Genomic DNA, 25,879 nt, shown 5'->3' with positions numbered 1-25,879 from the left:
CTTAATGGCCCAGATGTATTTCTATTACTCGGCAATGAATGCGGGTAAATCGACCACCTTGTTGCAGTCATCGTTTAATTACCGCGAGCGCGGCATGACACCGGTGATTTTTACTGCAGCAATTGATGATCGTTTTGGCAAGGGCAAGGTAAGCTCTCGGATCGGTTTGGAAGAAGAAGCCGAATTATTTGGCGATAGTGACGATTTGTATGTTCGCCTACAGAGTATGGCTGCAGATGGCAAGATTGACTGCGTATTGATTGACGAATGCCAGTTCTTGACCAAGACTCAGGTTTACCAGCTAACGGAAGTAGTTGATAAGCTAGATATTCCAGTATTGTGTTACGGGCTGCGTTCTGATTTCCGTGGTGAGCTTTTCGAAGGGAGTCAGTATCTGTTGGCTTGGGCTGATAAATTGGTCGAGCTAAAGACAATCTGCCACTGTGGCCGCAAGGCGAATATGGTGATCCGTCAAGATGAGACCGGCCGTGCTATTGCTGATGGCGATCAGGTTGAGATCGGCGGTAACGATCGTTATGTCTCCGTTTGTCGTACTCACTACAAAGATGCGCTGGGCCGTTAATGGCAGTGTAAGCGCCTTGTGAAGATGATTGACAGCCCGGCCATTTGGCCGGGCTGTTTTGTTTCGCGATTGTCTAGCGATGGCGGGATTGTAGCTTGGCCGTGACATCGGCGAGTGACAATCCCTGATCTTGCAGCAATACCAGCAAGTGGTAGATCAAATCGGCAGATTCGCTAACTAGCTCCGCCTTATCACCTGACGTTGCCGCCAGCGCGACTTCAACGCCTTCTTCGCCAACCTTCTGCGAAATCCGCTTGGTGCCACGAGCGTAGAGGCTTGCGGTATAGGACGAGTCGGGATCGGCTTCTGTCCGGCTAGCGAGGAGCTGTTCAAGTTGATGAAGGAAAACCAACGCGGGCTGAGCGGCGTCCGTATCGCCGTGGTCGAAACAGGTTTCGGTACCGAGGTGGCAGGTTGGCCCTGCCGGCGTCACCGTGACCAGCAGGGTATCCTGGTCACAGTCAAGACTGATGCTTTCAAGCGCAAGGACATTGCCAGAGGTTTCCCCTTTGGTCCAGAGGCGGTTTTTGGTTCGAGACCAGAAGGTAACCTGCTTGGCTTCGAGTGTTTGGCTCAGAGCTTGTTCGTTCATATAGCCGAGCATCAGGACTTGGCCGCTGGTGTTGTCCTGAATGATGGCCGGCACTAATCCGCCGACTTTTTCCCAATTGATCTGGCTGGCAAGGCTCATAGTCGGATCTCCACGTCTTGTTGTTTCAGGTAGTGTTTCAGTTCGCCGATATTGATAATTTGCTTGTGGAACACCGAAGCCGCCAGTGCCCCGTCGACATTGGCTTGATTGAAGGCGTCGGCAAAGTGGGACATTTCGCCGGCACCGCCAGAGGCGATGAGTGGTACATGGCAGACGGCCCGCACCATATTGAGCTGGTCGAGGTCATAGCCGTTGCGAACGCCGTCTTGGTTCATCATATTGAGAACGATTTCCCCTGCGCCCCGGCGCTGAACCTCCTTGACCCAGTCGCAGGTTTCCCAGCGGGTGGCCTGAGTGCGCTTTTCATCGCCGGTAAACTGGTAGACCTGATATTTTCCGGTTTGCGAATCGAAGTAGGAGTCGATACCGACGACGATACACTGTACCCCGAATTTGTCGGCTAACAGGGTGATCAGGCTTGGGTCGGCCAGTGCTGGTGAGTTGATGGAGACCTTGTCGGCTCCGTACTGGAGGATCCGGCTGGCATCGTCGGCAGAGCGGATCCCGCCGGCAACACAGAACGGAATATCAATCACCTCTGCGACGCGGGCGACCCAGCTTTTGTCGACCACCCGGCCGTCACTTGAGGCGGTGATATCATAAAAGACCAGCTCATCTGCGCCTTCTTCGGCATAGCGTTTGGCCAGCGGGACAATATCACCGATGATTTCGTGATTGCGAAACTGTACCCCTTTGACAACCTGACCGTCACGGACGTCAAGGCAGGGGATGATGCGTTTGGCGAGCATGATGAACCTCCGCCTTATTCTGCCCAGCAAGCAAAGGCTTGCTCGGCGCTAAATTTGCCATCGAGTAGGGCCCGGCCGACAATCACGCCGGCGACCCCGCTGCCTTTGAGTGCAGCAATATCATCCAACGAGCCTATGCCGCCCGATGACTGGAATTGTACCTGTGGGTAGCGATCGCAAAGATCACGGTACAAGGCGACATTCGATCCGGTGAGCGTGCCGTCGCGTGAAATATCGGTACACAATACATGTTCAAGGCCGACGGTGAGAAAGTCATCCAGCAGTGCTTCGATGGTTACCCCCGAATCTTCCTGCCAACCGGAAATGGCGACCCTTCGTTGCCCATCGCGGTCAATGTTCACGTCAAGAGCGAGCACGATATGCGCCGGGCCGTATTTTTCTATCCAACCCTTGACCATGTCTGGCTGCTTGACGGCTGTCGAGCCGATCACCACGCGCTGCGCCCCTGCGGCAAGCAGATCGGCAACGTCCTGCTCACAGCGTACGCCCCCCCCGATCTGGATATTGGCCGGAGTACTGGCAAGCAAGTTGCGGATCAGGTCAAGTTGGCGGGCTTTGGTATCCTTGGCCCCCGTAAGATCAACCAAGTGGAGCCAGTCGGCCCCGGCTTGTTGGTAAAGGTTGAACTGCTCTGCGGGGTTGACCTTGTATTCGGTGACCTTGCCATAGTCGCCTTGAAAGAGGCGGACTACCTGCCCATCAATCAAATCTAATGCGGGAATAATCATGTTTGTCCTTAGTGTCCTTACAATTCAAGAAAGTTCTTGATCAACTGGGAGCCGGCTTTGCTGGACCGTTCGGGATGGAACTGGACGCCGTAGTAGTTACCGCGTTGTACGGCGGCGGTAAAGGCATCGCCATAGTCACAGCGGGCGATGGTTCTGCCTCCCGCACCCTGATTGAAAATAGGCATCGCATAGCTATGGACGAAGTAAAAGTAGCTGCCAGCAGGGATCCCCCTAAATAGCGGGTGAGCTTGTTCAGGGGTGATGGTGTTCCATCCCATATGCGGCAGTGGCAGCGTCCCTGTTTTCATTTTATGGACAGAGGCCTCACACAGTGCCAAGCAAGGGACCTGCTGCTGGCCATCTTGCCCTTGCTCGTCTGATTCTTTGCCAAGGAGCTGCATTCCGAGGCAGATGCCAAGCAGAGGTTTTTCGACCTGCCTGACCAAGTTGATCAGATCGCGTTCGGCGAGGTTTTTCATGGCCTCGCTGGCTGTGCCGACGCCTGGCAGGAAGAGTTTGTCTGCCGCTAGCACGACAGTCGGCTCTCGGCTGATCTCAACGCGGTAGCCAAGCCGCTCGATAGCGAACCTCACCGAAGAGACGTTGGCACAGCCGGTATCGATGATCACGATCTTCTGGCTGGTCGCGTTCATTAGAGTACTCCCTTGCTGCTTGGTAGCTCGTTGCCTTCGACCTTGATGGCTTGGCGCAGTGTACGGCCAAAGGCCTTGAACAGGCTTTCGATGATGTGGTGGTCGTTATTGCCTGTCGAACTCAGGTGAAGGGTGCAAGCCAGCGCATCGGTCAGTGAGCGGAAAAAATGCGGCACCATTTCGGTGGACAGGTCGCCAACACGATCACGGCTGAATTTTGCCTCGAATTTGAGGTAAGGGCGTCCTGAGAGATCAAGCGCACACTGGGCCAAACATTCATCCATCGGCAGGCTGAAGCCGAAACGGCCGATCCCGCGCTTGTCTCCCAGTGCTGTTTTCAGTGCTTCGCCCAGCGCCAGAGCGGCATCTTCGACACTGTGGTGGTCATCGATATGGAGATCGCCGGCGACGCTCAGTTCGAGGCGAAAACCGCCGTGGGTTGCGATCTGATCAAGCATGTGGTCGAAAAAGCCAAGACCAGTTTCAATCTTGTTCCCGCCGCTTTGATCGAGGTTTACCCTGACGCGGATATCGGTTTCTTTGGTGGTGCGCACAACCTCGGCGATACGCGGGCGGGTAGTGAGATCGGTGGCGATTTGTTGCCAGCCCATATTTTGTGGGTGGTACTGGATACCCCTAATCGCCATGTTTTCGGCAAGGGTCAAATCTGTTTGGCGATCGCCAATCACGGCAGATGTTTCGAAATCGACCTTGCCTTGCTGGAGGTATTCTTTGACCAATCCGAGCTTGGGCTTGCGGCAACTGCAGTTGTCGGCTTCGAAGTGCGGGCAAATCAGTACATCGTCAAAGGTGATGCCTTGGGATTCGAATATCGCCATCATCATATTGTGCGGGGCATCGAAATCCGCTTGTGGGTAGCTGTCGGTACCAAGACCGTCCTGATTGGTGACCATGACTAGCCGGTAGCCCGCATCTTGTAGCTTGAGCAGTGCAGGGATCACGAAGGGCTCCAGTTGTAGTTTGTCGAGACGGTCGACTTGGAAGTCAACGGGAGGTTCGACGATCAGGGTGCCGTCACGGTCGATAAATAAGATTTTTTCCTTGCTCACAATGCCGTCCTTTTCTCGCTGTTTTGTGTCAGTTGCTCTCGGATAAAGGCGAGGGTTTTTTCGCACTCATCGCGGCTTCCAATGCTGATGCGGATACAGTTTTCTATCGGTGAACGGCGCAGGATAATGCCGTGCTCCCAGAGTGCCTTGAACAGTTCGTCGCTGTCAGGGAAGTGAACCAGCAGGTAATTGCCGTAGCCATCGAAAACGGTTACGCCGTCAAGCATTCCAAGGCCGGCCTGGAGATAGGCGCGGTTGGCACTGATGTCCAGTACCTGAAACTTGGTTTTTGCCCGTCCTGATTCCGACAGGGCTTGGACTGCAATTTCCGTGACCGGCACCGGAACCGGATACGGTGCGATGATTTTGAGTAGTAGCTCGATAATATCGGGGTGAGCGAGGGTGAAACCACAGCGTAGCCCTGCAAGGGCAAAGGCTTTGGACAGCGTTCGCAGGATCACCAAGTTTGGATAGCGACCGAGCAAGTCGGCGGTGGTCGCTTCAGGGCAAAAATCGATATAAGCCTCGTCGACGACGACCAGAGCGTTACCTGCGGTCATCTCCAGCAGCGCTTCGATATCGTCCCGGTCGATCAGGTTCCCGGTCGGGTTGTTGGGGCTGCAGACGAAAACGAGTTTGCAGCCCTCTAGGTTATTAGCTATCGCGGGCAGATCAAGTTGCCATTGCTCGGTGAGAGGGACCGTTTTGGTCTTCACATCGAAGATCTCAGCACTGATGGCATACATGCCATAGGTTGGAGGGCAATAGATGATGCTGTCTTGGTTGGGTTCACAGAACGCCCTGATCAGCAGTTCAATCCCCTCGTCAGCACCTCGTGAGGTCAGCACCTGCTCGTAGCGTACACCCGCATAGTCGGCGTAGGCGGCGATCAGCTCTGTCGGCTGGCAGGTGCTGTAGCGGTTGAGGCGCTCGCCGCTAACGCTGTACTCGTTGGAGAATGGGGATTCATTGGCATTGAGCCAGATATCGCCGTTCCCCCCCAGTCTCCGTGCCGATTGGTAAGGTGTTAGGTTGCGCACGGTTTTCCGTGCCAGTTGTTTGATGCTCATATCAGGCCTCGTTCCTTGGCGTTTGTTGTTGGGCTGCCAGTTTTTCGACGCGAATAGTGACGGCTCGCTTGTGGGCGCCGAGTCCCTCTGCATCGGCGATGGCGACCACGGTAGGCGCCAGTTCTTGCAGGCCTTGTGCACTGAGCTCCTGCACCGTCATCCGCTTGCTGAAATCGGCAAGGCCGAGGCTGGAGTAGGTGCGGGTGTAGCCGTACGTTGGCAGGACATGGTTAGTCCCTGATGCGTAGTCACCCACTGACTCGGGGGACCAGTCACCGAGGAATATCGAACCGGCATTGTCGAGTTGCGGGACAAGATCTCGTGGGTTGCGGGTCTGAACGATAAGGTGTTCTGGGCCATAAAGGTTCGAAATTTCAACACATTGAGAAAGGTCATCGGTCACAATCAACTGGCTGGCCCCCAATGCTTTACGGGCAGTGTCTGCCCGGGGAAGGGCTTTGAGTTGGCGTTGGATCGCATCGGCCGTGCGCTCGGCTATAGCGGGGTCCGGGGTAACCAGAACGACTTGTGAATCGGGGCCGTGTTCGGCTTGGCTGAGCAAATCGGCAGCAATGAAATCCGGATCGGCGCTAGCATCGGCGATCACCAGTACTTCCGACGGGCCGGCTGGCATGTCAATGGCAGCACCGCGGAAGTCGTTGCTGACTTGGCGTTTGGCTTCGGTGACGAACGCATTGCCCGGTCCGAAAATCTTGTCGACTTTCGCCACGCTCTGGGTCCCGTATGCCATAGCAGCAATTGCCTGAGAGCCGCCAACATTGAAGATCTCGGTGATTCCGCACAGTTGTGCCACGTACAAGATTTCATCGGCAATGGGTGGTGGCGAGCACAGTATGATTTGGCGGCAGCCGGCGATTTGTGCCGGGACACCAAGCATTAGGACAGTCGACGGTAGCGGTGCGCTGCCTCCGGGGATATACAGGCCGACCGAGTTGATTGGCCGGGTGACCTGCTCACATACCACGCCCGGCTGCGTTTCAATTTTTAGCGGGGGGAGCTGCTGAGACTTGTGGAAGGTGGCGATATTGCGGTAAGCGTGCTGGAGTGCCTGCTTCATCTCGTCACTGAGGCGCGCTGAGGCGGCGGTGACCTCCTCATTGCTGACCTTGATATTGTCGGGTTTTATGCCATCAAACTTTTCCGTGAGTTCAAGCAGGGCTTCATCGCCCCGCTGGCGTACATCGCGGATCACCGTCTCGACAATCGTGGTGATATTGGCTCCCTCGGTAATGGCCGGACGCTCCAGCAGGCTTTCTTGCTGGTTGCGGCTAAGGGATTGCCATACAACAGTTTTCATCGCTTACTCCATCATCTTTTCGATTGGCAGGACCAGAATCGAGCTTGCCCCGAGCTCTTTTAGCTGTTCCATCGTTTCCCAAAAGAGGTTCTCGGCACTAACAAGGTGCACAGCCACCCGGTTTTTGTCTTGGGACAATGGCATTACGGTCGGATCTTCTGCGCCGGGTAACAGGTCTTTGATTTGTTCCAGTCGGTCTGTAGGAGCATGCAGCATGATGTATTTTGATTCTTTGGCTTGGATAACCCCTTGCATTCGGGTTAGCAGCCGCCCGATCAGTGCTTGTTTCTCGTTTGGCAATGTCCCTGATTGCTGGATGAGGACAGCCTTGGAACGCAGGATCACCTCGGCCTCTTTCAAGCCGTTTGCCTCGAGGGTTGCTCCGGTTGAAACCAGATCGCAGATCGCATCAGCCAATCCTGCCCGGGGAGCGACTTCGACCGACCCATTGAGCATACAGGTACTGAAGCTTACCCCGAGGGTGTCCATGTAGCGTTTCACCAACTGGGGGTAGGTGGTGGCGATGCGCTTGCCTTGGAGATCTTGCGGTCCGTTGTATTCGGTATCCTTGTCGATGGCGATTGACAGGCGGCAGCCACCAAAATCAAGGCGACGGAGTTTGATGTACTCGGCTGGCTCGCCACGAGCCATGCGCTCAAGGCTAACTTCCTCAAGCTCGTTTTCGCCAATCACGCCAAGATCAACCACGCCGTCCATAATCAGGCCGGGGATGTCATCATCGCGTACCAGTAACAGGTCGATAGGCATATTCTCGGCATGGACCACCAGACGCTCGCCGATCATGTTGAACTTTACCCCGCAGCGTTTGAGCAGTTCTTGGCACTCTTTGCTCAGCCGCCCTTTTTTTTGTATGGCAATTCGAAGTCGTTGTGTTTGCATTGTCTGATCCCTGTACTTGATGTTTTACCCTGAAAACAAAAAACCCTCGGAAGTCTTTGCTTCCGAGGGTCTTTGAAACTGTGCTATCGCTGACCGTTGGAAGAGATGTGTTAAGTCTTCCCGGCCGAGGCTTATCCTCCCGAAAGACTAATCAGGATGATGGTGATGATGAATGTTAGCCATAGCGATACGCATAATTATGTGCTCTTTGTAAGTCTTTATTTGATGTCGTGTCTGATATTTACACTAACTAAGCTGAATTTATTTTGCAATAACAAAATTAAAGAAATATTAAAATTTCATTATGCTAACAAGCGCGGGTGGAAATTGGTCATATTTCAGTTTTGCGGTGTGATTTTGTACGCCAATGGTTGTGTGAACAAATCGACGGTGGTATTGAACGTTGCAACGGCGTTACGAGGTGGTGGGAATATCTATTGTGGTGCAGTAGCTAGCTTTTTCTTGTTGGGGGCACTTTTTTCTTGCCGAGGGATAGTAAAGAGATGGCCGCCGGGACAACGTTATTGTCGGTATCCCGGGGCTTTTACTGGGGGGCGGTTGTTAGCCGGTATTACCCGCAGCACTTCTTGTGTTTTTTACCGCTACCACATGGGCAAGGATCGTTGCGGCCAACCTTGTTGCTGGTTGCTGGCTGTGGTGCTTCTGGTTCGGCAGGCTCCGGGTATTCACCGTCAATGTAGAACCATTGTGCTTTGCCGTTATGTTCTTCGTGCAGGAAGCGGGAGCGTTCGTGAAGGCAGTATTCTTCTTTGCCGTCGCGGTAGTAGGCATTGAACTCGACGAAGCCTTCACCGCTTGGCGCGATTTCGTTGCTGATCACTTCTAGCCCCAGCCATTCGCTGTCGACAGATTCGGCAATGGCTTCACGGTGCTGCTCGGCGTGGCAGCTTGGATGGTAGGTGTCGACCACGAAATCGACCAGTCCGAGGACATGGGCACAATAGCGGGCGCGCATGAGCTGTGCCGGTTGAATGGCAAGACTTGGATCGTGGTGGATCGGCTGGCAGCATTGCGCCAGGGTCAGTGTGCTACCGCACGGGCAGGCATTATCAGGCTTGGCCATGGTTATTCCGCGTTTCTTTTTTCAAAAATTGTCGCCCATTTTATAGACTCCAAGTACAGATCGCCAACAACAGATTCACTCACGCCGAGCGTCTCGCTTATTTGTTGGATCCGTGTCCAGTTGGCCTCTTCGTAGGAGCAGATAAGCTCTAGCAGGGCGCCTAAGTCACCTTGGCGGTTGATCAGGGCATGGTGGATATGGCTGTCTAGCGGCAGTTGTTCCAGCAATAGCTCAATTGGCTGATCGAGAATGGAATCCAGTAGCGAAAACAAGCCTACGAGAAAGGCCTGACTGTTGTCGATATCCGGTAAGTGATTACTAACCTGCTCGCAGAACCGGGCTCGCTGCAGAGAAAGAAGGTAGAGCGAAAGGGGTTTATTTTCAGCTGCATGCGAGGTAGCGACAAAGGTAATGAAGCGGCGTAGCTTTTCTTCACCCAGATAAACGAGAGCCTGTTTGAATGACGATATCGGCTTGGCCAGAGTCACGGTCATGTTGTTGACATGACGTAGAAGTTTGTACGAAAGCGAAACGTCGGTGGCAATAATGGCCTCAACGGTATTGAAGTTGACCTCGGGCTTGGTGATCTCCCGATACAGTTGCAGGGTCGTTAGAGCTGATGGTGTTAATGCCTTGCGGGTAACCAGTTCTGGGCGACTGAAGAAAAAACCTTGGAAAAAATCGAAGTCGTTATCGCATGCGGTGATAAATTCTTCGTATGTTTCAACTTTTTCGGCCAGAAATTGCAAATGCCGGTTGAGTATACGCTGGCGGCGGATAAAGAATCCGGCCTTAGCGATTGGCGTTAGCTTGATATCGAATTTGATGATGTGGATATACGGCAAGAAACGCAGCCATTCCGGCGATGGGATGAAATCGTCTAGCGCGAGGGTATAGCCCTTGCGATTGAGTTCAATAATCGCCTCGAGTAATTCATCGCTGGGTTGGCATGACTCCAATATTTCGATAATAAAACAGTGCTTAGGGAATAGCAGGGGAGTGCGTTTAATGAGGCTGCTATAGGGAAAATTAACAAACGCACGTTTGCCCGCCGTCACTTCTGCGGTGCTCGAGGTTAGAAAATTATCAGCAAGCAGGCGATGCGTAGCGTGTTCATCTTCCACTTCGGGAAAGCAGTTATTCGGCCCATCCCTGAAGAGCAGTTCATAACCAATGGTCTCTTTGTTTTTATTTAGAATCGGTTGTCTAGCGAGATATGAGTTCATGGATAATGAAGTTAGTTGGGCATCGATGAAAATATAAGCCAGTGAAAGAGGCAGGAAAAGCTCCCGTCTGTACTTAGCTGCTAGTATCGCAAAATATAACGACTATAAACAGGATAACTTAATAGCAATTATACATTTTAAATTTGTCCCGACATATCGTAGCAGTATATACCTCGGCTATTTCAAGACAACTCACTTGCAGTAAAGATTTTGCTACTTTGAATTCTGCCTTACGAAATAGCCTGGATATATGCGCTTGCTTATTCAGTTTAGAACGACGAACCGTCGTAATTTGCATAAATTATAGAAAAAACAGCCGCAATGGAGGATAATCGTCAATCCTTCCGTAAAAAAATCTGTGTTGCTCATGACCGTATTCACATTCATACAAGCGGGATTGCTTGTAGGTGGCGGTGTTTTTATTGTTATGCTTTTAATGGCTTGGCAAAAAAACCGAAAGCAGGAAGCGCATACCAAGATCATCCCAATCGGTATTATTGGTGGTTTGGCAAATTTTTGCGATACCTTGGGTATCGGCAGTTTTGCCATCAAAACCGCAGGGTATAAGCAATTTAACTTGGTCGACGATCAATTGCTCCCCGGTACCTTAAATAGCCAAGCTGTGTTGGCGACGGTTGTCCAGTCATTGATCTTCCTTACCGCTGTGGATGTCGACCCTGTCACCCTAGTCAGTATGGTCGTTGCTGCCTGCTTGGGGGCAACTGTCGGGGCGAAGTTGGTATCAAGCTGGGATCGTCAGGTCATCCGTTTGGTGATGTGCCTTGCTTTACTGGTGGTGGCGAGTTTGATGCTGGCCGGGCAACTGAAGCTATTTCCACTAGGGGGATTGGCCTTGGGACTGACTGGCTGGAAACTGGCGCTGGCCATTGCTGGCAACTTCTTGTTTGGGGCCTTGATGACTGTCGGGATCGGCTTGTATGCCCCGTGCATGACGATGGTCTACCTGCTGGGCATGAATCCGCTGGCCGCCTTTCCGATCATGATGTGCTCATGCGCATTTTTGAGCTTCTTCTCGGCCGGTGGTTTTATTATTCGTAACCGGGTGAATGCCCGTGCGGCGCTGGTGGTTGCCGTTACCGGACCGATAGGGGTGGTGATTGCGGCGTATCTGGTGAAGTCGCTGGATATGCATCTGTTGGCGTGGCTGGTGATTGGCGTGGTGTTGTATACATCACTGACCATGTACCGCTCGTGGTCTAAAGAGCGCCGGGTTGCCCCTGCCGTAGTTGTCGCGACAGAAAGCTGAGTAAGACAGCGATACAGTTCGACGAGTAAAAAGAAAGGTACGCCACGGCGTACCTTTTTTGTTTTTATTGTTCGCAATGCCTTGTTGATAGTTCCGGTGTCGCGAACTCCCGAGTTTCTAGCATGTTGCCATCGGGCGTACAAACTAGCACCGAGCCATGTTCATACCAGTCGCCGAGGACGATCCGGGTGGCCGGCGAGCCATCCATGTCGAGCTCGTGAACGGCTGGTCGGTGGGTGTGGCCGTGGATCATCAGGGCGACCTGATGTTGACGCAATTGGCTGACGACTTCGTCGGGCGTGACATCCATGATGGTATTGCTTTTGGTTTGGTTGGTATTGCTGCTATTGCTTCGCAGCTTGTCACCGATTTTTTGGCGGTAGCTCAGCGGAAGACAGAAATACAACCACTGGATAAAGCGGTTGTGGACTTTCTTCCGGTAGCGCTGATAGTCCAGATCCAGAGTGCACAGCGTATCGCCATGGAGGATCAAGGCCGGGGTGCCGTATAGGTCGATCACCGTGTGCTCGGCAAGTAATTCCACCCCGGTTTCGCGTGCAAATTGTTGGCCAATAAGGAAGTCACGATTGCCATGAATGAAATAGCATGGGACACCACTGTCGGTCAGCGTGCGAAAGGCCGTCTTGATTTGCTGGTGGAAAGGGGAATCGTCGTCATCGCCAACCCACATTTCAAACAAATCCCCAAGAACGTACAGGGCATCGGCCTGGCTGGCTTCGTTGGCCATGAAATTAAGGAAACAGGCCGTAATATCATGGCGCTCGGCACTTAGGTGCAGATCAGAGATAAATAGAATCATAGAAGGAAAAAGGGCGGCTCAGTGGCCACCCTTCGCGACGATTAGTCTTCGATAGTTACGCTGTTGATCAGCACTTCTTCAACCGGTACGTCCTGGTGTACATAACCCCAGTTGCCTGTTGGAACGGCTTTGATCTTGTTGACTACGTCCATACCTTCGACAACTTCAGCAAACACGCAGTAGCCCCAGCCATTAGGTGTTTCAGACTTGAAGTTAAGGAAGTCGTTGTCGTTCACGTTGATAAAGAACTGCGAGCTAGCTGAATGCGGTTCCATCGTACGTGCCATTGCTAGCGTGCCGACTTTGTTGCTTAGGCCGTTGTTTGCTTCGTTCTTGATTGGTGTGCGTGTTTCTTTCTCTTCCATGCCAGAGGCCATACCGCCGCCTTGGATCATGAAACCGTCGATAACACGGTGGAACAGAGTACCGTTGTAGAAACCGTCACGGCAGTACTGTAGGAAGTTCGCGCAAGTTTCAGGCGCTTGTTCCGTGTTCAGCTTGATTTTGATGTCACCAAAAGTAGTGTGAAGCGTTACCATGAGCTTGTCCTTTAATGGATATCTATTGCTTTGAATACTGAATTCTATCTTATCCGCATCAAGCGTCAATAATGATAGCCCGTGAGAGTGCCGTTGATAGTAAATCGGTGAGATATTAACCGCTTGCATAATTATAGATGAGCGCAGGCCATTGTTCGGTACGATTGTATCTGTCACCTGTTTGCCGCAAGGTGGAATATCCATGATTTTCCTTGCTATATATAGTCATTAAAGGTGTAATAACCGACTAAATTCAGTAATCCCACCACATGAGTATAAAAGAGACATGTTGAAGATTTATAACTCACTGACAAGACAGAAAGAGGAATTCAAACCCATCCAGCCTGGCAAAGTAGGCATGTATGTCTGTGGGGTTACCATTTACGATTTGTGTCACATTGGCCACGGGCGTACCTTTGTTTCGTTTGATGTGGTTTCTCGCTACCTGCGTTACAGCGGCTATGATCTGACATTCGTCCGTAACATTACTGACATCGATGATAAAATTATCAAGCGAGCGGCAGAGAACGGCGAAACGTGCGAGTCATTGACTGAGCGCCTGATCAGCGAAATGCATGCCGATTTTGATGCACTGGGTTTGAAGCGCCCTGATATCGAGCCGCGTGCAACACAGTTTATCGCTGAAATTATCTCCCTGTGCGAGCGTCTTATCGAACGTGGCTTTGCCTATGTTGCCGACAACGGCGACGTGATGTTCGAAGTGAGCAAGTTCAACGAGTACGGCAAGCTGTCCAAGCAGGATCTTGAGCAGTTGCAGGCGGGTGCCCGTGTGGATATCGAGGCAGCCAAGCGTAGCCCACTTGATTTCGTACTGTGGAAAATGTCTAAGCCGGGCGAGCCGACTTGGGAATCGCCATGGGGCGCTGGCCGTCCAGGTTGGCATATCGAATGTTCTGCGATGAATTCCGCGATTCTTGGTGACCATTTCGATATTCACGGTGGTGGTTCGGATCTGATGTTCCCGCACCACGAAAACGAAATTGCCCAATCTTGCTGCGCAACCGGTACACAGTATGTGAACACTTGGATGCATAGCGGCATGGTGATGGTGGATCGTGAGAAGATGTCTAAATCACTGGGTAACTTCTTTACCATCCGTGATGTCCTGGCGTACTTCGATCCTGAAACCGTGCGTTACTTCCTGATGTCTGGCCATTACCGTAGCCAGCTGAACTACAGCGAAGACAACCTCAAGCAGGCGCGTTCGGCTCTTGAGCGTCTGTACACCGCACTACGCGGTTTGGATACGACAGCAATTGCCGCTGGCGGCGATGAGTTTGTTGCGCGCTTCAAAGAAGCGATGGATGACGACTTCAACACCCCAGAAGCTTACTCGGCGCTGTTTGACATGGCTCGTGAAGTAAACCGTCTTAAAGCTGAAGATATGGCAGCAGCATCGGTATTGGGTGCGCGTATGCGTGAGCTGGCGGATGTTCTTGGTCTTTTGGGTCAGGAGCCAGAGGCGTTCTTGCAAGCGGGTGCAAGCGGTCAGGATGATGACGTTGCAGAAATTGAAGCATTGATTCAGCAGCGTCTTGATGCCCGTGCGGCAAAAGATTGGGCGGCAGCCGATGAGGCGCGCGACAAGTTGACGGAAATGGGGATTATCCTAGAGGATGGCCCACAGGGTACAACTTGGCGTCGTAAGTAATCGCCGCAAGATAAGTTATTAAAGAATAGAAAACCGGAGCTTTGGCTCCGGTTTTTTTATGGTTTGGATATGGTGGCTGGATATATACCTAACTTGTTGAACGCGGGCTAAAGATCACCATTCGAATATTATTTTGTCTTATTTCCCTGATGATTTTCGTAAACAGTGACTTAAGTGGCTGAAAAGGAAATTTATTGGACTATTATTCTGCATCATATTTCCAATAACTCTACATTCACATCAGGACGATAATAATGAATAAGATTTATCTTGCGACAATGATTGGCTGTGCTTGTTTGTCTGCGACTGCATCGTTTGCAGCCCAGTCGATGGACGACAAAATTGTGGTTGCCCACCGTGGCGCGTCAGGCTATTTGCCTGAGCATACTTTGCCAGCCAAGGCGATGGCCTATGCGATGAAGCCAGACTACATTGAGCAGGATGTCGTGATGACCAAGGACAACCAGCTGGTGGTGCTGCATGATCATTATCTGGATCGCGTCACCAATGTGGCCGAACTCTTCCCTGATCGTGCCCGTAAAGACGGCCGTTACTACGCGATTGATTTCACTTTGGATGAAATTAAGCAGATGAGTGTGACGGAAGGCTTCAATATCAAAGACGGTAAGCAGGTACAGGGGTTCCCGCAGCGCTTCCCGATGTGGAAGTCAGACTTTAAAGTGCCGACCTTCCAAGAAGAGATCGAAATGATCCAAGGTCTGAACAAGTCGCTAGGCTACGGGATCGGTATTTACCCTGAGATCAAGGCCCCGTGGTTCCATCGCCATGAAGGCAAAGATATCAGTGCTGCCGTATTGAAAGTGCTTAAAGATTACGGCTATACCAGCAAAGACAGCAAGGTATATCTTCAAACTTTTGATTTTGATGAACTAAAACGCATTCACGATGAGCTGATGCCCAAGATGGGGATGGACGTTAAATTGGTTCAGCTAATGGCCTACACCGATTGGAACGAGACCATGGTTTACGGCAAGGATGGTAAGGCGACCCCATACAACTATGATTGGATGTTCAAGCCGGGCGGTATGGCAACCGTGGCGAAGTATGCTGACGGTATTGGCCCATGGAAACCAATGGTGGTATCCGATGCATCGACCAAGGGGAATATCAAGCTGACAGGTCTGGTTGAAGCGGCCCATGAACAGGGCATGCAGGTTCATCCGTATACCTTCCGAGCTGACGAAGGCCGTATTCCAGCTTATGCCGATGATTTTAATGGGATGCTCGATGTGTTCTACAAGACTGCCGGTGTTGACGGGGTCTTTACTGACTTCCCAGACAAAGCCGTTGATTATCTGTCAGAGCAGAAGAAATAAAGCGTTTATATAGGTATGAAAAAGCCAGCCATTAGGCTGGCTTTTTTGTACGGGTTACTTGCTCAGGCGTATATCGATCCGGTTCCATTCATTGATTGTAGAAGGGGATTCGAGACCTTTGTCTGAACAGTATTCAATATCCCCGTTTGCCGTTGTGCCTTCGTTGCAGCCGCCGTTTGCTGTTGGTTTGAACGGCATGGGTGACTGGCGGTAGGCCACAAACGGGACGGCGGCTTGCCAGTTGCCGGCATTGAGCGCGCTGTCGTCAATCAGGGTGAAGGTCAGAAAACGGTTAGTCGTACCGCCGTCACAGCGGATGTATTCGTCCATTGGCTGCGGTGTTGCGCGTTTGGCGGCCACTGAATCACGGTTGACTTGTGACGGGCAGCCATCAAAGCGCTGGACAAGGAACATGACCGGCTTGATATTGCTCGGTGTTGGGCTCTCGCCCTCCGGCACCATCCTGACGACGACCATTTCCCCTGCGCCATGTTTTTTTAGCAGTTCCCCGCTAGCTGGGGCGTATCGGGTACCTGCAAACATGACTTTGGTTTCTTGAAGGTTCTTGAAACTGTCATTGTCTGCTGTCGGGTTGAGTCGGCTTTCGAACAGGGTGCCGACATGATCCAAGGTGATATCACGGTTCGAGCTGCCCGTTGGCGGTGGTAGAACCGTGACTTTGGTTTGTGCGTTGTCACTGAGCGGGTAGTAGTTTTCATTACCGCTTTCACTGATATACAGGCTGGCCGAGGAGTAGAGATAGGTGTAATCCAGTAGTGAAATCAGGCCGGTATTATTATCTATATCAACAAGGTAGCTAGAGCCACTTTCAGAAAAATGGCGGGTGCCGATAGGCGCTTGCTCGATCGGCAGGGTTACCTGTTTGCCCGGTGCATAGGTTACCTGAAGCGGTTTGACGCTCAGTCCAGGGTGCTCAGCTTTGGCAATGTTACCGTTGGCGGAGAAAGGATCGACGGTGTAGTTGCGCGAGTCGGCATTGATCATCACGGTGAAGTTACCTGCGCTTTGGATTTCAAGAGCGCCGGATGTTGAGCTGATCTGCTTGACGGGCGTATCGCCTTTGTCCACTAGGCTATAACGCAGCACGGTATCGCTAGGGAGTCCTTCAACGACAGGAAGAATCAATTTGCCGGGCGTATAGGTAGTGTCGGGATAGTGGGCTTCGACAACCGCTACCGACGGGGTTATCTCGACGTTGAAGAAAGTCTCTGCCGGTTTGTACAGTGCCGATCCGCTGTCCTTGACTGCCACGGTTGTCTTGCCTGCATTCAGAATAGTCATTTGGCCGTTGGCGGGATCAATACGGACAACGCTGTTGTCGGCACCGTCGGCAAGTGCATAGCGAAGGGTGCCGTGTTTCCCTATGATGGCTGGTGGTGCGAGAGAGGCATTGCCAGCCTTGTAGATGGCTTTGACACTGGATGCCGAGAGCTGGGTGTCGGCTGGGGTCATGATCACTGAGAGCGATTGGCTCTTCGAGGCGAGGTAATTTTGGCTCTCCTTGACATTCAGGGTCAGTGTCGTGGTACCTGTATTTTTGATATTCAGGCAATTTAGGGCGCTGTCGTAATCGGCAACATTAGGGTTGCTATTGGCCGTGATATCCAACGCTGCCTGGTTACCGCTGACAAGGTTTGATAGTGGGTAACACATGGCCTGATAGGGTTGCTTGAGATCCTTGACTGCCCATCCTGGATGGGGAATCTTTTCGATGTTGATCGCCACCGGCACCGGGGTGGATTCTCGGTAGTTTGTACCGCCGGAATCTGTCACCCGCAAGGTTGTTTTTCCGGCATGCTGGATAATCAGCTTATCGCCGTTGATTGCCACTGGATTGTCGCTGCTGGCTGGATCGGGCTTAAATGTCAGGGTTCCGAATTGTCCCTCAAGACGGGGGCTTAGGATCTGCCCATCATTGAAGGGGACGTCTATTGCTGCAGTTTTGGTTATCCCAGGGTGTTCACCTTTGTTTATGACGACGCTGAAGGTGTAATTAGAGGATGGGTAGTTCGGGTCGCGATCGTCAATGGCGGTAATGCTGGCGGAGCCTGTACCGATAATTTGAGGCAGGCCGCTGAGTGGGTTGATCATGACCGCGTCGCTGTTGCCTTCTAAAACATAGCGTGGAGGTGCAATGACAGAACGAACGTTGGGCTCGATTAGCGCATCGGGCTGGAAGATTACTGAGACGGGATCGACCGTGATAGGAAGGCGGTTTCCTTGGGTGATCGTTACCGGAAATGAGGTCGTTTGTACCGGGTGATCATAGCTTTCACCGTTGGTCGCAGTGACATTAACGGTCACCTCTCCGACATTGAGTACAGTGATCAAGCCGGAATCGTTATCAATATTGATGACATTGTCAGGGCTGTCGTCACTCAAGCTGTAGTGATATATGGCATTTTCATTACCATAAATTCGCCATGGCAGCATTTCATATTGGGGAGCGTAGGGTTCGCTCAGCGGGGCAAATCCCAGACTAGGGGCATTAAGGGCCGAGACGGTGACATTGATAGTGGTTGTGGCCGGCTCAAAGCGATCGTTGCCTTGGTCTGTGACATGGACGGTAGCGATCCCTGCAGCATAAGGTGTGATTTCACCAGTGACTGGGTCGACATCAATCAGGTTTTGGCTGGCAGGATCGACCGAGAAAAAGAGCTCGCCGTGGGCATTGTTGACGGTAATACGCTGCTTGTCGCCATCGTGAAGGTGAACCGAGAGATCCTGACCATGGAAAACGGGGTTGATGCCTTTGTTGACATACAAGGTAAAGGTCGTATCAGAATCTTGGTAGTCACTGCTATGGTCGGTGGCTGTGATAGTTAGAATGCCAGGTTTTAGGACTGATATAGATGTGGCGTCGGGTGATAGAGTCGCCATTCCTGCAGGTTGACTGTCGATAATGCGCAGTTTGATGTAACCATAATGGTTGCCCAATGCGGGGGTGAAGGTGAGATTATCGGTATAGTTGAGAGTAGTATCCTCACTAGTGAGTGGTTCTCGTGCCTGCTTGGTAGGCTGAAGAGAGCCTGCTGGGGTAGAAGAGCTTCCGCCGTCATCACCGCCGCCACCGCAGCCGAATAGTGTCAGGCTGCCACAGACTAGGGCAGTCAGCATAGAATATTTGAATTTTTTCATAGATTTCTTTTGGGATGGTTATAACAAATGGATCTTCAATCCTGAAGTTTTGTGAAGGGGTATTCCTTTTGGCGATTCTATGGGGGTGTTGCGATAAGTGCAATGGGCTGAAAAATAAAGAAAAATGCATATTGCTTGCATCTTTAGATGAATGAATATCGCAAAAAAGTAAAAAATTGTTACTGGGCGGGAGGATAGCCATACCCATGGGTATGGCTGGTATTGGTAGATGGAATAATAACGTAAGTTATGTTTTCAGTTTTGCAGGCTTATCGCCATGTATTAGAGGTGTTCGGGAAGCTCGGTTCCGCATTCTCGGCAGTAGTTCGCGTCGGTATCGTGGCCGCTGGTGGCGCAGTTCGGGCAGCGGATCAGGTTGCGGTGGTGCTTCATCTCCTGATTGAGTTCTGCTGTGATGATGCCGGTTGGAACCGCCAAGATGGAATAGCCCAACAACATAGTAAAGGCAGCTATCGCTTTGCCAAGGTCGGTTTGCGGCACGATATCGCCGTAACCTACGGTGGTAATGGTGACAATGGCCCAGTAAATACTTGTCGGAATACTGGTGAAGCCATTTTCAGGCCCTTCGATGGCATACAGCATTGAGCCGAGCACGGTGACCAAAATCGCAACGGTGCTGAAGAAGACCAGAATTTTCCGCTGGGCCATCAGTAAAGAGCGCAGCAAGATGTTGGAGTCTTGTAAGTATCTAGCCAGTTTGAGGATTCGGAATATCCTCATTACTCGGATAAGCCGAACGATGAGCAGGTAGTTGGATCCAGGGAACAAGAACGCTAGGTAACTCGGCAAAACGGCGATCAAATCGATGACCCCATAAAAACTGCGTACGTAGGCCCAGGGTTTGGGTGAGCAATACAACCGAAGCAAATACTCAATTGTGAACAAAATGGTGAATGTCCATTCGAGGACATACAGCACTCGGCTGAATTGGGATTCAACATCTTGGACGGAAGAGAGGATCAAGATCAGCTCGGAGCTCAGAATGGCGATAATCAGGGCGATATCAAAATACTGCCCGGCCTTGCTCTGGGTTCCGAAGATGATGTTATAGAGTTTTTTTCTGATGTTAGGGTGGTTCAACCTGTTTGGCTCCTGAGGCTCGGTGTTGTCTTGGCTGGGGAGTGTAAATTTGCAGGCATGAGCATATAAAAGATAGCAAGGCGAGGCAACGGCGGCAGGGGTTTCCTGCCGCCTGATGGTGATATTCTGGTTAACTTGACGGGATTATGCCAATCCGGGGAACAGGGCGCGGAGGCCGTTGGCGATAAACTCGATCCCCAGTGCTGCTAGGATCAGGCCCATGATACGGGTGATAACGTTGATCCCGGTCTGGCCGAGGACGCGTACAATGATCGGTGCGGCACGGAACAACATCCAACAGCAGAACGCAAAGGCGAGAATGGTGGCAGCAATGCCGAGGGTATTGCCGAGATCTGGGTAGCGCGAGCCGTAGACAATCGTTGAACTGATGGCACCGGGGCCGGCCATCAGGGGCATGGCAAGAGGAACGACACCAATTTGCTCGCGGCTGATGGATTCTGATTTTTCTTGTTTGTTCTGTTTATCTTCACCGAGCTTGCCGCTCATCATCGAGAAGGCAATGGTGAGTAGCAGTAGGCCGCCGGCGACACGAAACGAGTCAAGGGATATGCTAAACATATCGAGCAATAATTGGCCCGCTAATAGGGAGACGGTGAGGATGACTGCCACACCGACATTAGCGGTTAACGCGGTCTTGTTACGCTCTTCCTCTGGCATATGTCCGGTTAACGAGACAAATATAGGCATAATGCCGATGGGGTTGACGGCGGCGATCAGGCCGACAAAAAACTGCAAGAAGATGGCGATGTCAAATGTTTGCATTTTATTATTCTGGACATTTAGAGAGTGGACACTGTGTTAATCCTTACCCGTATTCCTGCGCATATTCTGAGGTGAGTTACGCGGGCGTTGCCGAGAGGCCGTACCGCATGGCTAAACCGAGTAATACTGTTGGATAGCGTAAGTTGACGTTACTTTAAGCTAATCGTTTGCTTTTAACCAATAAAAAATAGCCATCCGTACTACATAGCAACGGTTAATTATGAATTTCATGTTGCACCACTGTAAAGTGCAAGCTTTTTGGCGTACCCTCTAAGGGGGAATTCTGTGCTACTTTCGAAGCTGAAATTTGATGCCTGTAATGAAATCTTTACGTGAGTGCTATCACAGTTTCTTTCTACTTATGAGTGATTGTGTAGCTTTATTACGTAATAATCAGGGCGGTTAGTTACCGCGGTCATAATCGCTTGGTTGCATTTAAAATAGAAAACTTCACATTTTCTTCGTATAACTTACTGTTTTTATATGATGAAGTTCTAATTTTGACAAAATGTAATTAGCAACATTAACAAGTGATCTAAATCAATTTTTTTCGCGGTGTGAAAGAATATAATCAGTTTTGAAAGCAATTTACTAAGTGTGTGTGTTACCGAATTGTTTGCGCAGGATGCTCGGAAGGTAACGAAAAGGATGTGGAACGCGTCCTTACTAAAAAGTTTTCAATCTTAAGTTAGGAGTTAACTATGCCTGTAACTAATGTGGCTGAACTTGATGCAATGATTGCACGCGTAAAAGCGGCTCAAAAAGAGTTTGCAACTTACTCTCAAGAGCAAGTTGACAAGATCTTCCGTGCTGCTTCACTGGCCGCTAACCAAGCTCGTATTCCTCTAGCCCAGCAAGCGGTAGCGGAATCAGGTATGGGTATCGTTGAAGATAAGGTTATCAAAAACCACTTCGCGTCAGAGTACATCTACAACAAGTACAAAGACGAAAAGACCTGTGGCATTCTTGATGAAGATGACAACATGGGCACGATGACTATCGCTGAGCCTGTCGGCATCATCTGCGGTATCGTCCCAACGACTAACCCAACATCTACTGCCATCTTCAAATCTCTCATCTCTCTTAAAACGCGTAACGCGATCATCTTCTCGCCACACCCTCGTGCGAAAAACTCAACTAACGATGCTGCCAAGCTAGTACTTGATGCTGCAATTGCAGCCGGTGCGCCAAAAGACATCATTGGCTGGATTGATGAGCCATCAGTTGAGCTGTCTAACGCCCTGATGAAGCACGATGACATTGCATTGATCCTTGCTACTGGTGGTCCAGGCATGGTTAAGGCTGCATACTCTTCTGGTAAGCCTGCAATCGGTGTTGGTGCGGGTAACGTACCTGTTGTTATCGACGAAACGGCTGACGTTAAACGTGCGGTTGCTTCTGTTCTTATGTCTAAGACATTCGATAACGGTGTTGTATGTGCGTCTGAGCAGGCTGTTATCGTTGTAGATGCAGTTTACGAGGAAGTGAAACAGCGTTTTGCAACGCACAAAGGTTATGTACTAAGCAAGCCTGAGGCTGACAAAGTACGTAAAGTATTGCTTATCGACGGTAACCTGAACGCAAATATCGTAGGTCAGCCAGCAACTGCTATTGCTGAAATGGCGGGTGTTACTGTTCCTGCTGATACCAAGGTACTGATTGGTGAAGGCCTAGGTAAAGTATCTTACGATGATGCATTTGCTCACGAGAAACTGTCACCTACGCTAGGTATGTTCCGTGCGACTGATTTCGAAGACGCTGTTGCCCAAGCTGTGACAATGGTTGAAATCGGCGGTATCGGCCACACGTCTGGTCTATACACTAACCAAGACGTTAACGCTGACCGTATCAAGTACTTTGGCGATAAGCTGAAAACGGCTCGTATCCTTATCAATATCCCGACAACCCACGGTGGTATCGGTGACTTGTATAACTTCAACGTGGCTCCGTCTCTAACGCTAGGTTGTGGTTCTTGGGGGGGTAACTCTATCTCTGAGAACGTAGGTCCAAAACACCTGATCAACAAGAAAACTGTAGCGAAGCGAGCTGAGAACATGTTGTGGCATAAACTACCTAAGTCTATCTACTTCCGTCGCGGCAGCCTGCCAGTGGCACTGGGCGATTTGGAAGGCAAGAAGCGTGCATTCCTGGTTACTGACCGTTTCCTATTCAACAACGGTTACAGTGATGAAGTTGTTCGCCTGCTTAAAGCACAGGGCATGGAAGTACAGACGTTCTTCGATGTAGAAGCGGATCCAACACTTTCTGTGGTTGAGAAGGGCGCTGAAGCAATGAAGAGCTTCCAGCCTGACGTAATCCTTGCACTAGGTGGTGGTTCACCTATGGATGCGGCGAAGATCATGTGGGTTCTGTACGAGCACCCAGAAACTCACTTCGAAGAACTGGCAATGCGCTTTATGGACATCCGTAAGCGTATCTACAAGTTCCCTAAAATGGGTCAGAAAGCTGAGTTGGTATGTATCACAACCACTTCAGGTACAGGTTCTGAAGTAACACCATTTGCGGTTGTTACCGATGACAAGACTGGTGCTAAGTACCCATTGGCTGACTACGAGCTAACACCACAGATGGCAATCGTTGATGCCAACTTGGTGATGAACATGCCTAAGTCTCTGACTGCATTCGGTGGTTACGATGCCGTGACTCACGCATTGGAAGCCTACGTATCTGTTCTTGCGAACGAATACTCTGACGGCCAGGCTCTTCAGGCACTTAAGATGCTGAAAGAGTACCTACCATCAAGCTACGCGAATGGTGCTAACGACCCAATCGCTCGCGAAAAAGTACACAATGCGGCAACTATCGCGGGTATCGCGTTTGCTAACGCCTTCTTGGGTGCTTGTCACTCAATGGCTCACAAGCTAGGTGCAGAGTTCCATGTTCCACACGGCTTGGCTAACGCATTGTTGATTTCTAACGTGGTACGTTACAACGCGAACGACAACCCAACTAAGCAGACAGCATTCTCTCAGTATGACCGTCCGCAAGCACGTCGTCGTTACGCAGAAGTGGCAGACCACCTAGGCCTGAGCCAAGCTGGTGACCGTACAGCACAGAAAATCGAGCGCCTACTAGGCTGGTTGGATGAGCTGAAGGTTAATCTGGAAATCCCGATGTCTATTCAGGCTGCAGGCGTACCAGAAGCTGACTTCCTAGCGAAAGTTGACGAGTTGGCCGTGGAAGCATTCGATGACCAGTGTACTGGTGCGAACCCACGTTACCCATTGATTTCTGAGCTGAAAGACGTACTGCTTGCTTCTTACTACGGTAAGGCGTTTGTTGAAGGCGAGACGTTCGAAGGCACAACAGTTATCAAGAAGTCTGAGCCAGTTGAAGCTAAACCAGCCAAAGCTAAGAAATCAGATAAAGCCGAAGCATAATTATTGTTTTAGCTAGCGCAAAATCTTTAGCCCGCCATTTTGGCGGGCTTTTTGTATTCGGTGTATATGGTGTATTTGGTAGAAGGGGATAGCGGTGTAGCTATGCCTGAAGGCTTATATCACCTCAGCTTCAATCATTCGTCCGTTAAAATAGTCATTGGCGACAATATACTCGGCACTTCTCACGATCTCGTACTGCATCGGCTGGCCCGCGGCGGCTATCGGCTGTTCGCCTTGGTCAATGGTCAGCGGGACGACCCCACCAACCCGGATGTTAAATGCCGCCAGCTCTTTGGCCCAGCTTTGGGTTAGCCCGGTAATCATGGCCTTGCAGCCGGCATTGATGGCGTACTGTTCGCTGTCGTTGTGGGTTGCTAGATTGATGATCACACCTGGGTGGTGGTGATCGCACATGTACTGTGCAGCGTGCTTGCCGAAGATAAAAAACGGGGTAGCGGCCTCGTTCATAGTATGGCGGAATTGATCGACGGCTTCGGGACCTAGCAGCGGTGGCATTTTCATCCCAAGCCAGCAATTGACTAATACATCGATTTTACCATAGCGGTGGTGAACGCTATTGATCATGCTGGCAACCGAGTGTTCGTCCTGGCTGGTAATGAGGTACGATTGACACTGGCTTCCGATAGCTTGGCAGGCACGTAGGGTTTGCTGCAGAGCTTTGTTGTGGGTATCGACCAAGGCGAGGCTTGCTCCGAGTGAGGCAAAATGCAGAGAGATAGCTTTGCCTAACGGACTGCCTGCTGCGGTGATAAGGATGACTGACTCAGAAATGTTCATGATCCTTGCTGCCTTCTGTTACTGGCTATGATAATTGCATGGCGGCTTTATGTTTATAGTTTAAGTCTTTGTATTAAAAAATTTTTGTTTGTGCCAATGCAGTTTTGTTTGTGATTTTATTTGACGATAGCGTGTATCGAACAGGTGTTCTGTGAATGGTCGCCCAATCCGTCAAGACACGTAATAGAATGTTAGTGAAGTGTGATCATCGTGCCGCAACGGGAGAACAAAGCTATGAGGGGAGTCACGAAAAAAGTACGTTGATAAGGGACTAGCTGCAGAAGATTATGCTGCGACAGATAAGCGCTGGCTGCCGTACATTTCGTCAAAGCGCTTGGCTTCGATCAGAGAACGGTAAAGAGACTGTGGTGAAACTTTAAGCGGAGTCGTTTCTGTAGGCGGCAGTAGGCGGCGCTCGTGGCCTGACAGGTTGTGGTACAGCTCTTCCGGCATACCTTTAGTCCCTTGTGGCGGGAAAGTCAGGGCAATGGGTTTTAGGCCATCAAGCAGGCGAACATCAGCCAAGCCACTCTCATGGAAGGCTTTTGCCTGCCTTGCGCTGTGGTTGTAACAGTTCTCGCTGGTTGTCAGCGGTTTCGGTGGCTGCAGTTCAAAGTATGCCCGCATTGTCTCATCAGTGTGGACAGGATCCTGATGGATATCAATCGGCGTTGTTTCTAAGCGATCCGGCGACAGCATAGCGAGCATCAAGGCAAAATCAGCACGGCGACCATGTTCAACCGCGTGGTTGAGCTGGTTTCCGAGCTGGCCTTCATGGATCAGCTGTGCTTTGTCGATGGTATGGATTTGCATGTAACGCTGTGCCGAATGAGCAAAATATCAGGGTATGATAGCCTTATCGGCACATATTGCTATAACTTTAGGAAA

General features: G+C 50.9%; 22 protein-coding genes and 1 other annotated feature. Of the genes, 5 read left to right on the top strand and 17 right to left on the bottom strand.

What is annotated here, in order from left to right:
* Positions 1–4: 4 nt before the first annotated feature.
* Positions 5–583: a thymidine kinase gene (locus ACSF8X_RS13245; RefSeq protein ID WP_047877304.1), complete on the top strand. Its 579-nt coding sequence runs from the start codon at positions 5–7 to the stop codon at positions 581–583.
* 73 nt (positions 584–656) lie between these two features.
* On the opposite strand, the gene hisIE is transcribed toward ACSF8X_RS13245, so the two are convergent.
* The 10 genes from hisIE to ACSF8X_RS13195 form a co-directional block, all read right to left on the bottom strand.
* Complete coding sequence (gene hisIE, locus ACSF8X_RS13240) at positions 657–1,274, bottom strand: bifunctional phosphoribosyl-AMP cyclohydrolase/phosphoribosyl-ATP diphosphatase HisIE (RefSeq protein WP_500850193.1); 618 nt, start codon at positions 1,272–1,274, stop codon at positions 657–659.
* Positions 1,271–2,044, bottom strand: coding sequence for an imidazole glycerol phosphate synthase subunit HisF (gene hisF / locus ACSF8X_RS13235; protein ID WP_047877302.1), 774 nt, complete (start codon positions 2,042–2,044; stop codon positions 1,271–1,273). Before hisF ends, hisIE begins: the two co-directional genes overlap by 4 nt.
* Before the next feature lie 14 nt (positions 2,045–2,058).
* A complete protein-coding gene (gene hisA / locus ACSF8X_RS13230) occupies positions 2,059–2,793 on the bottom strand; it encodes a 1-(5-phosphoribosyl)-5-[(5-phosphoribosylamino)methylideneamino]imidazole-4-carboxamide isomerase (RefSeq protein ID WP_500850192.1) in 735 nt (244 codons plus the stop codon).
* A gap of 17 nt (positions 2,794–2,810) precedes the next feature.
* On the bottom strand, positions 2,811–3,446 hold the full coding sequence (gene hisH, locus ACSF8X_RS13225; protein ID WP_500850191.1) for an imidazole glycerol phosphate synthase subunit HisH: 636 nt from the start codon (positions 3,444–3,446) through the stop codon (positions 2,811–2,813).
* A complete protein-coding gene (gene hisB, locus ACSF8X_RS13220) occupies positions 3,446–4,516 on the bottom strand; it encodes a bifunctional histidinol-phosphatase/imidazoleglycerol-phosphate dehydratase HisB (RefSeq protein WP_500850190.1) in 1,071 nt (356 codons plus the stop codon). The genes hisH and hisB overlap by 1 nt, the downstream gene beginning before the upstream one ends.
* Positions 4,513–5,586, bottom strand: a complete 1,074-nt coding sequence (hisC, locus tag ACSF8X_RS13215; protein WP_500850189.1) for a histidinol-phosphate transaminase — start codon at positions 5,584–5,586, stop codon at positions 4,513–4,515. Before hisC ends, hisB begins: the two co-directional genes overlap by 4 nt.
* Before the next feature lies 1 nt (position 5,587).
* Positions 5,588–6,904: a histidinol dehydrogenase gene (gene hisD / locus ACSF8X_RS13210; protein ID WP_500850188.1), complete on the bottom strand. Its 1,317-nt coding sequence runs from the start codon at positions 6,902–6,904 to the stop codon at positions 5,588–5,590.
* A gap of 3 nt (positions 6,905–6,907) precedes the next feature.
* Positions 6,908–7,804, bottom strand: a complete 897-nt coding sequence (gene hisG, locus ACSF8X_RS13205) for an ATP phosphoribosyltransferase (protein ID WP_047877297.1) — start codon at positions 7,802–7,804, stop codon at positions 6,908–6,910.
* A gap of 34 nt (positions 7,805–7,838) precedes the next feature.
* Positions 7,839–7,976: a sequence feature (His leader region), on the bottom strand.
* A gap of 399 nt (positions 7,977–8,375) precedes the next feature.
* Entirely contained in the window at positions 8,376–8,888 is a 513-nt protein-coding gene (locus tag ACSF8X_RS13200) for a YchJ family metal-binding protein (protein ID WP_047877296.1), read from the bottom strand.
* A 2-nt stretch (positions 8,889–8,890) separates the two neighbouring features.
* Complete coding sequence (locus ACSF8X_RS13195) at positions 8,891–10,114, bottom strand: EAL and HDOD domain-containing protein (protein ID WP_500850187.1); 1,224 nt, start codon at positions 10,112–10,114, stop codon at positions 8,891–8,893.
* 367 nt (positions 10,115–10,481) lie between these two features.
* On the opposite strand from ACSF8X_RS13195, the gene ACSF8X_RS13190 reads away from it, so the two are divergent.
* Positions 10,482–11,381 carry a sulfite exporter TauE/SafE family protein gene (locus tag ACSF8X_RS13190; RefSeq protein ID WP_500850186.1) on the top strand — a complete coding sequence of 300 codons (900 nt, stop codon included), beginning with the start codon at positions 10,482–10,484 and terminating at the stop codon, positions 11,379–11,381.
* A 64-nt stretch (positions 11,382–11,445) separates the two neighbouring features.
* On the opposite strand, the gene lpxH is transcribed toward ACSF8X_RS13190, so the two are convergent.
* Positions 11,446–12,201: a UDP-2,3-diacylglucosamine diphosphatase gene (gene lpxH, locus ACSF8X_RS13185; RefSeq protein ID WP_500850185.1), complete on the bottom strand. Its 756-nt coding sequence runs from the start codon at positions 12,199–12,201 to the stop codon at positions 11,446–11,448.
* Between the two features lie 41 nt (positions 12,202–12,242).
* Entirely contained in the window at positions 12,243–12,740 is a 498-nt protein-coding gene (locus tag ACSF8X_RS13180) for a peptidylprolyl isomerase (protein ID WP_047877293.1), read from the bottom strand.
* A 286-nt stretch (positions 12,741–13,026) separates the two neighbouring features.
* Between ACSF8X_RS13180 and cysS the strand changes: the two genes are divergently transcribed.
* Both cysS and glpQ read left to right on the top strand, forming a co-directional pair.
* Positions 13,027–14,412, top strand: coding sequence for a cysteine--tRNA ligase (cysS, locus tag ACSF8X_RS13175; protein ID WP_500850184.1), 1,386 nt, complete (start codon positions 13,027–13,029; stop codon positions 14,410–14,412).
* 254 nt (positions 14,413–14,666) lie between these two features.
* On the top strand, positions 14,667–15,749 hold the full coding sequence (gene glpQ, locus ACSF8X_RS13170) for a glycerophosphodiester phosphodiesterase (RefSeq protein ID WP_047877291.1): 1,083 nt from the start codon (positions 14,667–14,669) through the stop codon (positions 15,747–15,749).
* A 54-nt stretch (positions 15,750–15,803) separates the two neighbouring features.
* Here glpQ and ACSF8X_RS13165 read toward each other — a convergent pair whose 3' ends face one another.
* The 3 genes from ACSF8X_RS13165 to ACSF8X_RS13155 form a co-directional block, all read right to left on the bottom strand.
* Positions 15,804–18,908 carry a cadherin repeat domain-containing protein gene (locus ACSF8X_RS13165; RefSeq protein WP_500850183.1) on the bottom strand — a complete coding sequence of 1,035 codons (3,105 nt, stop codon included), beginning with the start codon at positions 18,906–18,908 and terminating at the stop codon, positions 15,804–15,806.
* A gap of 282 nt (positions 18,909–19,190) precedes the next feature.
* The gene (locus ACSF8X_RS13160; protein WP_047877289.1) at positions 19,191–20,009 is read right to left on the bottom strand and encodes an ion transporter; all 819 of its coding nucleotides are present in this window, start codon (positions 20,007–20,009) and stop codon (positions 19,191–19,193) included.
* Between the two features lie 144 nt (positions 20,010–20,153).
* Positions 20,154–20,792 (bottom strand): YchE family NAAT transporter, encoded by a 639-nt coding sequence (locus ACSF8X_RS13155; RefSeq protein WP_500850182.1) that lies wholly within the window; start codon positions 20,790–20,792, stop codon positions 20,154–20,156.
* 701 nt (positions 20,793–21,493) lie between these two features.
* Between ACSF8X_RS13155 and adhE the strand changes: the two genes are divergently transcribed.
* A complete protein-coding gene (gene adhE, locus ACSF8X_RS13150; RefSeq protein ID WP_500850181.1) occupies positions 21,494–24,193 on the top strand; it encodes a bifunctional acetaldehyde-CoA/alcohol dehydrogenase in 2,700 nt (899 codons plus the stop codon).
* A 114-nt stretch (positions 24,194–24,307) separates the two neighbouring features.
* On the opposite strand, the gene ACSF8X_RS13145 is transcribed toward adhE, so the two are convergent.
* Positions 24,308–24,991: an SDR family oxidoreductase gene (locus ACSF8X_RS13145; protein WP_047877286.1), complete on the bottom strand. Its 684-nt coding sequence runs from the start codon at positions 24,989–24,991 to the stop codon at positions 24,308–24,310.
* Positions 24,992–25,276: 285 nt separating this feature from the next.
* Positions 25,277–25,804: a VC2046/SO_2500 family protein gene (locus tag ACSF8X_RS13140; RefSeq protein ID WP_047877285.1), complete on the bottom strand. Its 528-nt coding sequence runs from the start codon at positions 25,802–25,804 to the stop codon at positions 25,277–25,279.
* Positions 25,805–25,879 lie beyond the last annotated feature (75 nt).

This window comes from Photobacterium panuliri (assembly GCF_059920555.1).
The sequence above is the reverse complement of the archived record's forward strand: the minus strand, read 5'-3'. Positions and strand labels throughout refer to the sequence as shown.

Bases quoted from the DNA above. Each gene is read 5' to 3' on its own strand.
- hisD (WP_500850188.1), bottom strand. From the start codon at position 6,904: ATGAAAACTGTTGTATGGCAATCCCTTAGCCGCAACCAGCAAGAAAGC.
- hisH (WP_500850191.1), bottom strand. From the start codon at position 3,446: ATGAACGCGACCAGCCAGAAGATCGTGATCATCGATACCGGCTGTGCC.
- ACSF8X_RS13195 (WP_500850187.1), bottom strand. From the start codon at position 10,114: ATGAACTCATATCTCGCTAGACAACCGATTCTAAATAAAAACAAAGAG.
- ACSF8X_RS13180 (WP_047877293.1), bottom strand. From the start codon at position 12,740: ATGGTAACGCTTCACACTACTTTTGGTGACATCAAAATCAAGCTGAAC.
- lpxH (WP_500850185.1), bottom strand. From the start codon at position 12,201: ATGATTCTATTTATCTCTGATCTGCACCTAAGTGCCGAGCGCCATGAT.
- ACSF8X_RS13190 (WP_500850186.1), top strand. From the start codon at position 10,482: ATGACCGTATTCACATTCATACAAGCGGGATTGCTTGTAGGTGGCGGT.
- ACSF8X_RS13200 (WP_047877296.1), bottom strand. From the start codon at position 8,888: ATGGCCAAGCCTGATAATGCCTGCCCGTGCGGTAGCACACTGACCCTG.
- hisC (WP_500850189.1), bottom strand. From the start codon at position 5,586: ATGAGCATCAAACAACTGGCACGGAAAACCGTGCGCAACCTAACACCT.
- hisA (WP_500850192.1), bottom strand. From the start codon at position 2,793: ATGATTATTCCCGCATTAGATTTGATTGATGGGCAGGTAGTCCGCCTC.
- hisG (WP_047877297.1), bottom strand. From the start codon at position 7,804: ATGCAAACACAACGACTTCGAATTGCCATACAAAAAAAAGGGCGGCTG.
- ACSF8X_RS13155 (WP_500850182.1), bottom strand. From the start codon at position 20,792: ATGCAAACATTTGACATCGCCATCTTCTTGCAGTTTTTTGTCGGCCTG.
- hisF (WP_047877302.1), bottom strand. From the start codon at position 2,044: ATGCTCGCCAAACGCATCATCCCCTGCCTTGACGTCCGTGACGGTCAG.
- hisIE (WP_500850193.1), bottom strand. From the start codon at position 1,274: ATGAGCCTTGCCAGCCAGATCAATTGGGAAAAAGTCGGCGGATTAGTG.
- ACSF8X_RS13165 (WP_500850183.1), bottom strand. From the start codon at position 18,908: ATGAAAAAATTCAAATATTCTATGCTGACTGCCCTAGTCTGTGGCAGC.
- ACSF8X_RS13145 (WP_047877286.1), bottom strand. From the start codon at position 24,991: ATGAACATTTCTGAGTCAGTCATCCTTATCACCGCAGCAGGCAGTCCG.
- ACSF8X_RS13245 (WP_047877304.1), top strand. From the start codon at position 5: ATGGCCCAGATGTATTTCTATTACTCGGCAATGAATGCGGGTAAATCG.
- adhE (WP_500850181.1), top strand. From the start codon at position 21,494: ATGCCTGTAACTAATGTGGCTGAACTTGATGCAATGATTGCACGCGTA.
- ACSF8X_RS13140 (WP_047877285.1), bottom strand. From the start codon at position 25,804: ATGCAAATCCATACCATCGACAAAGCACAGCTGATCCATGAAGGCCAG.
- glpQ (WP_047877291.1), top strand. From the start codon at position 14,667: ATGAATAAGATTTATCTTGCGACAATGATTGGCTGTGCTTGTTTGTCT.
- cysS (WP_500850184.1), top strand. From the start codon at position 13,027: ATGTTGAAGATTTATAACTCACTGACAAGACAGAAAGAGGAATTCAAA.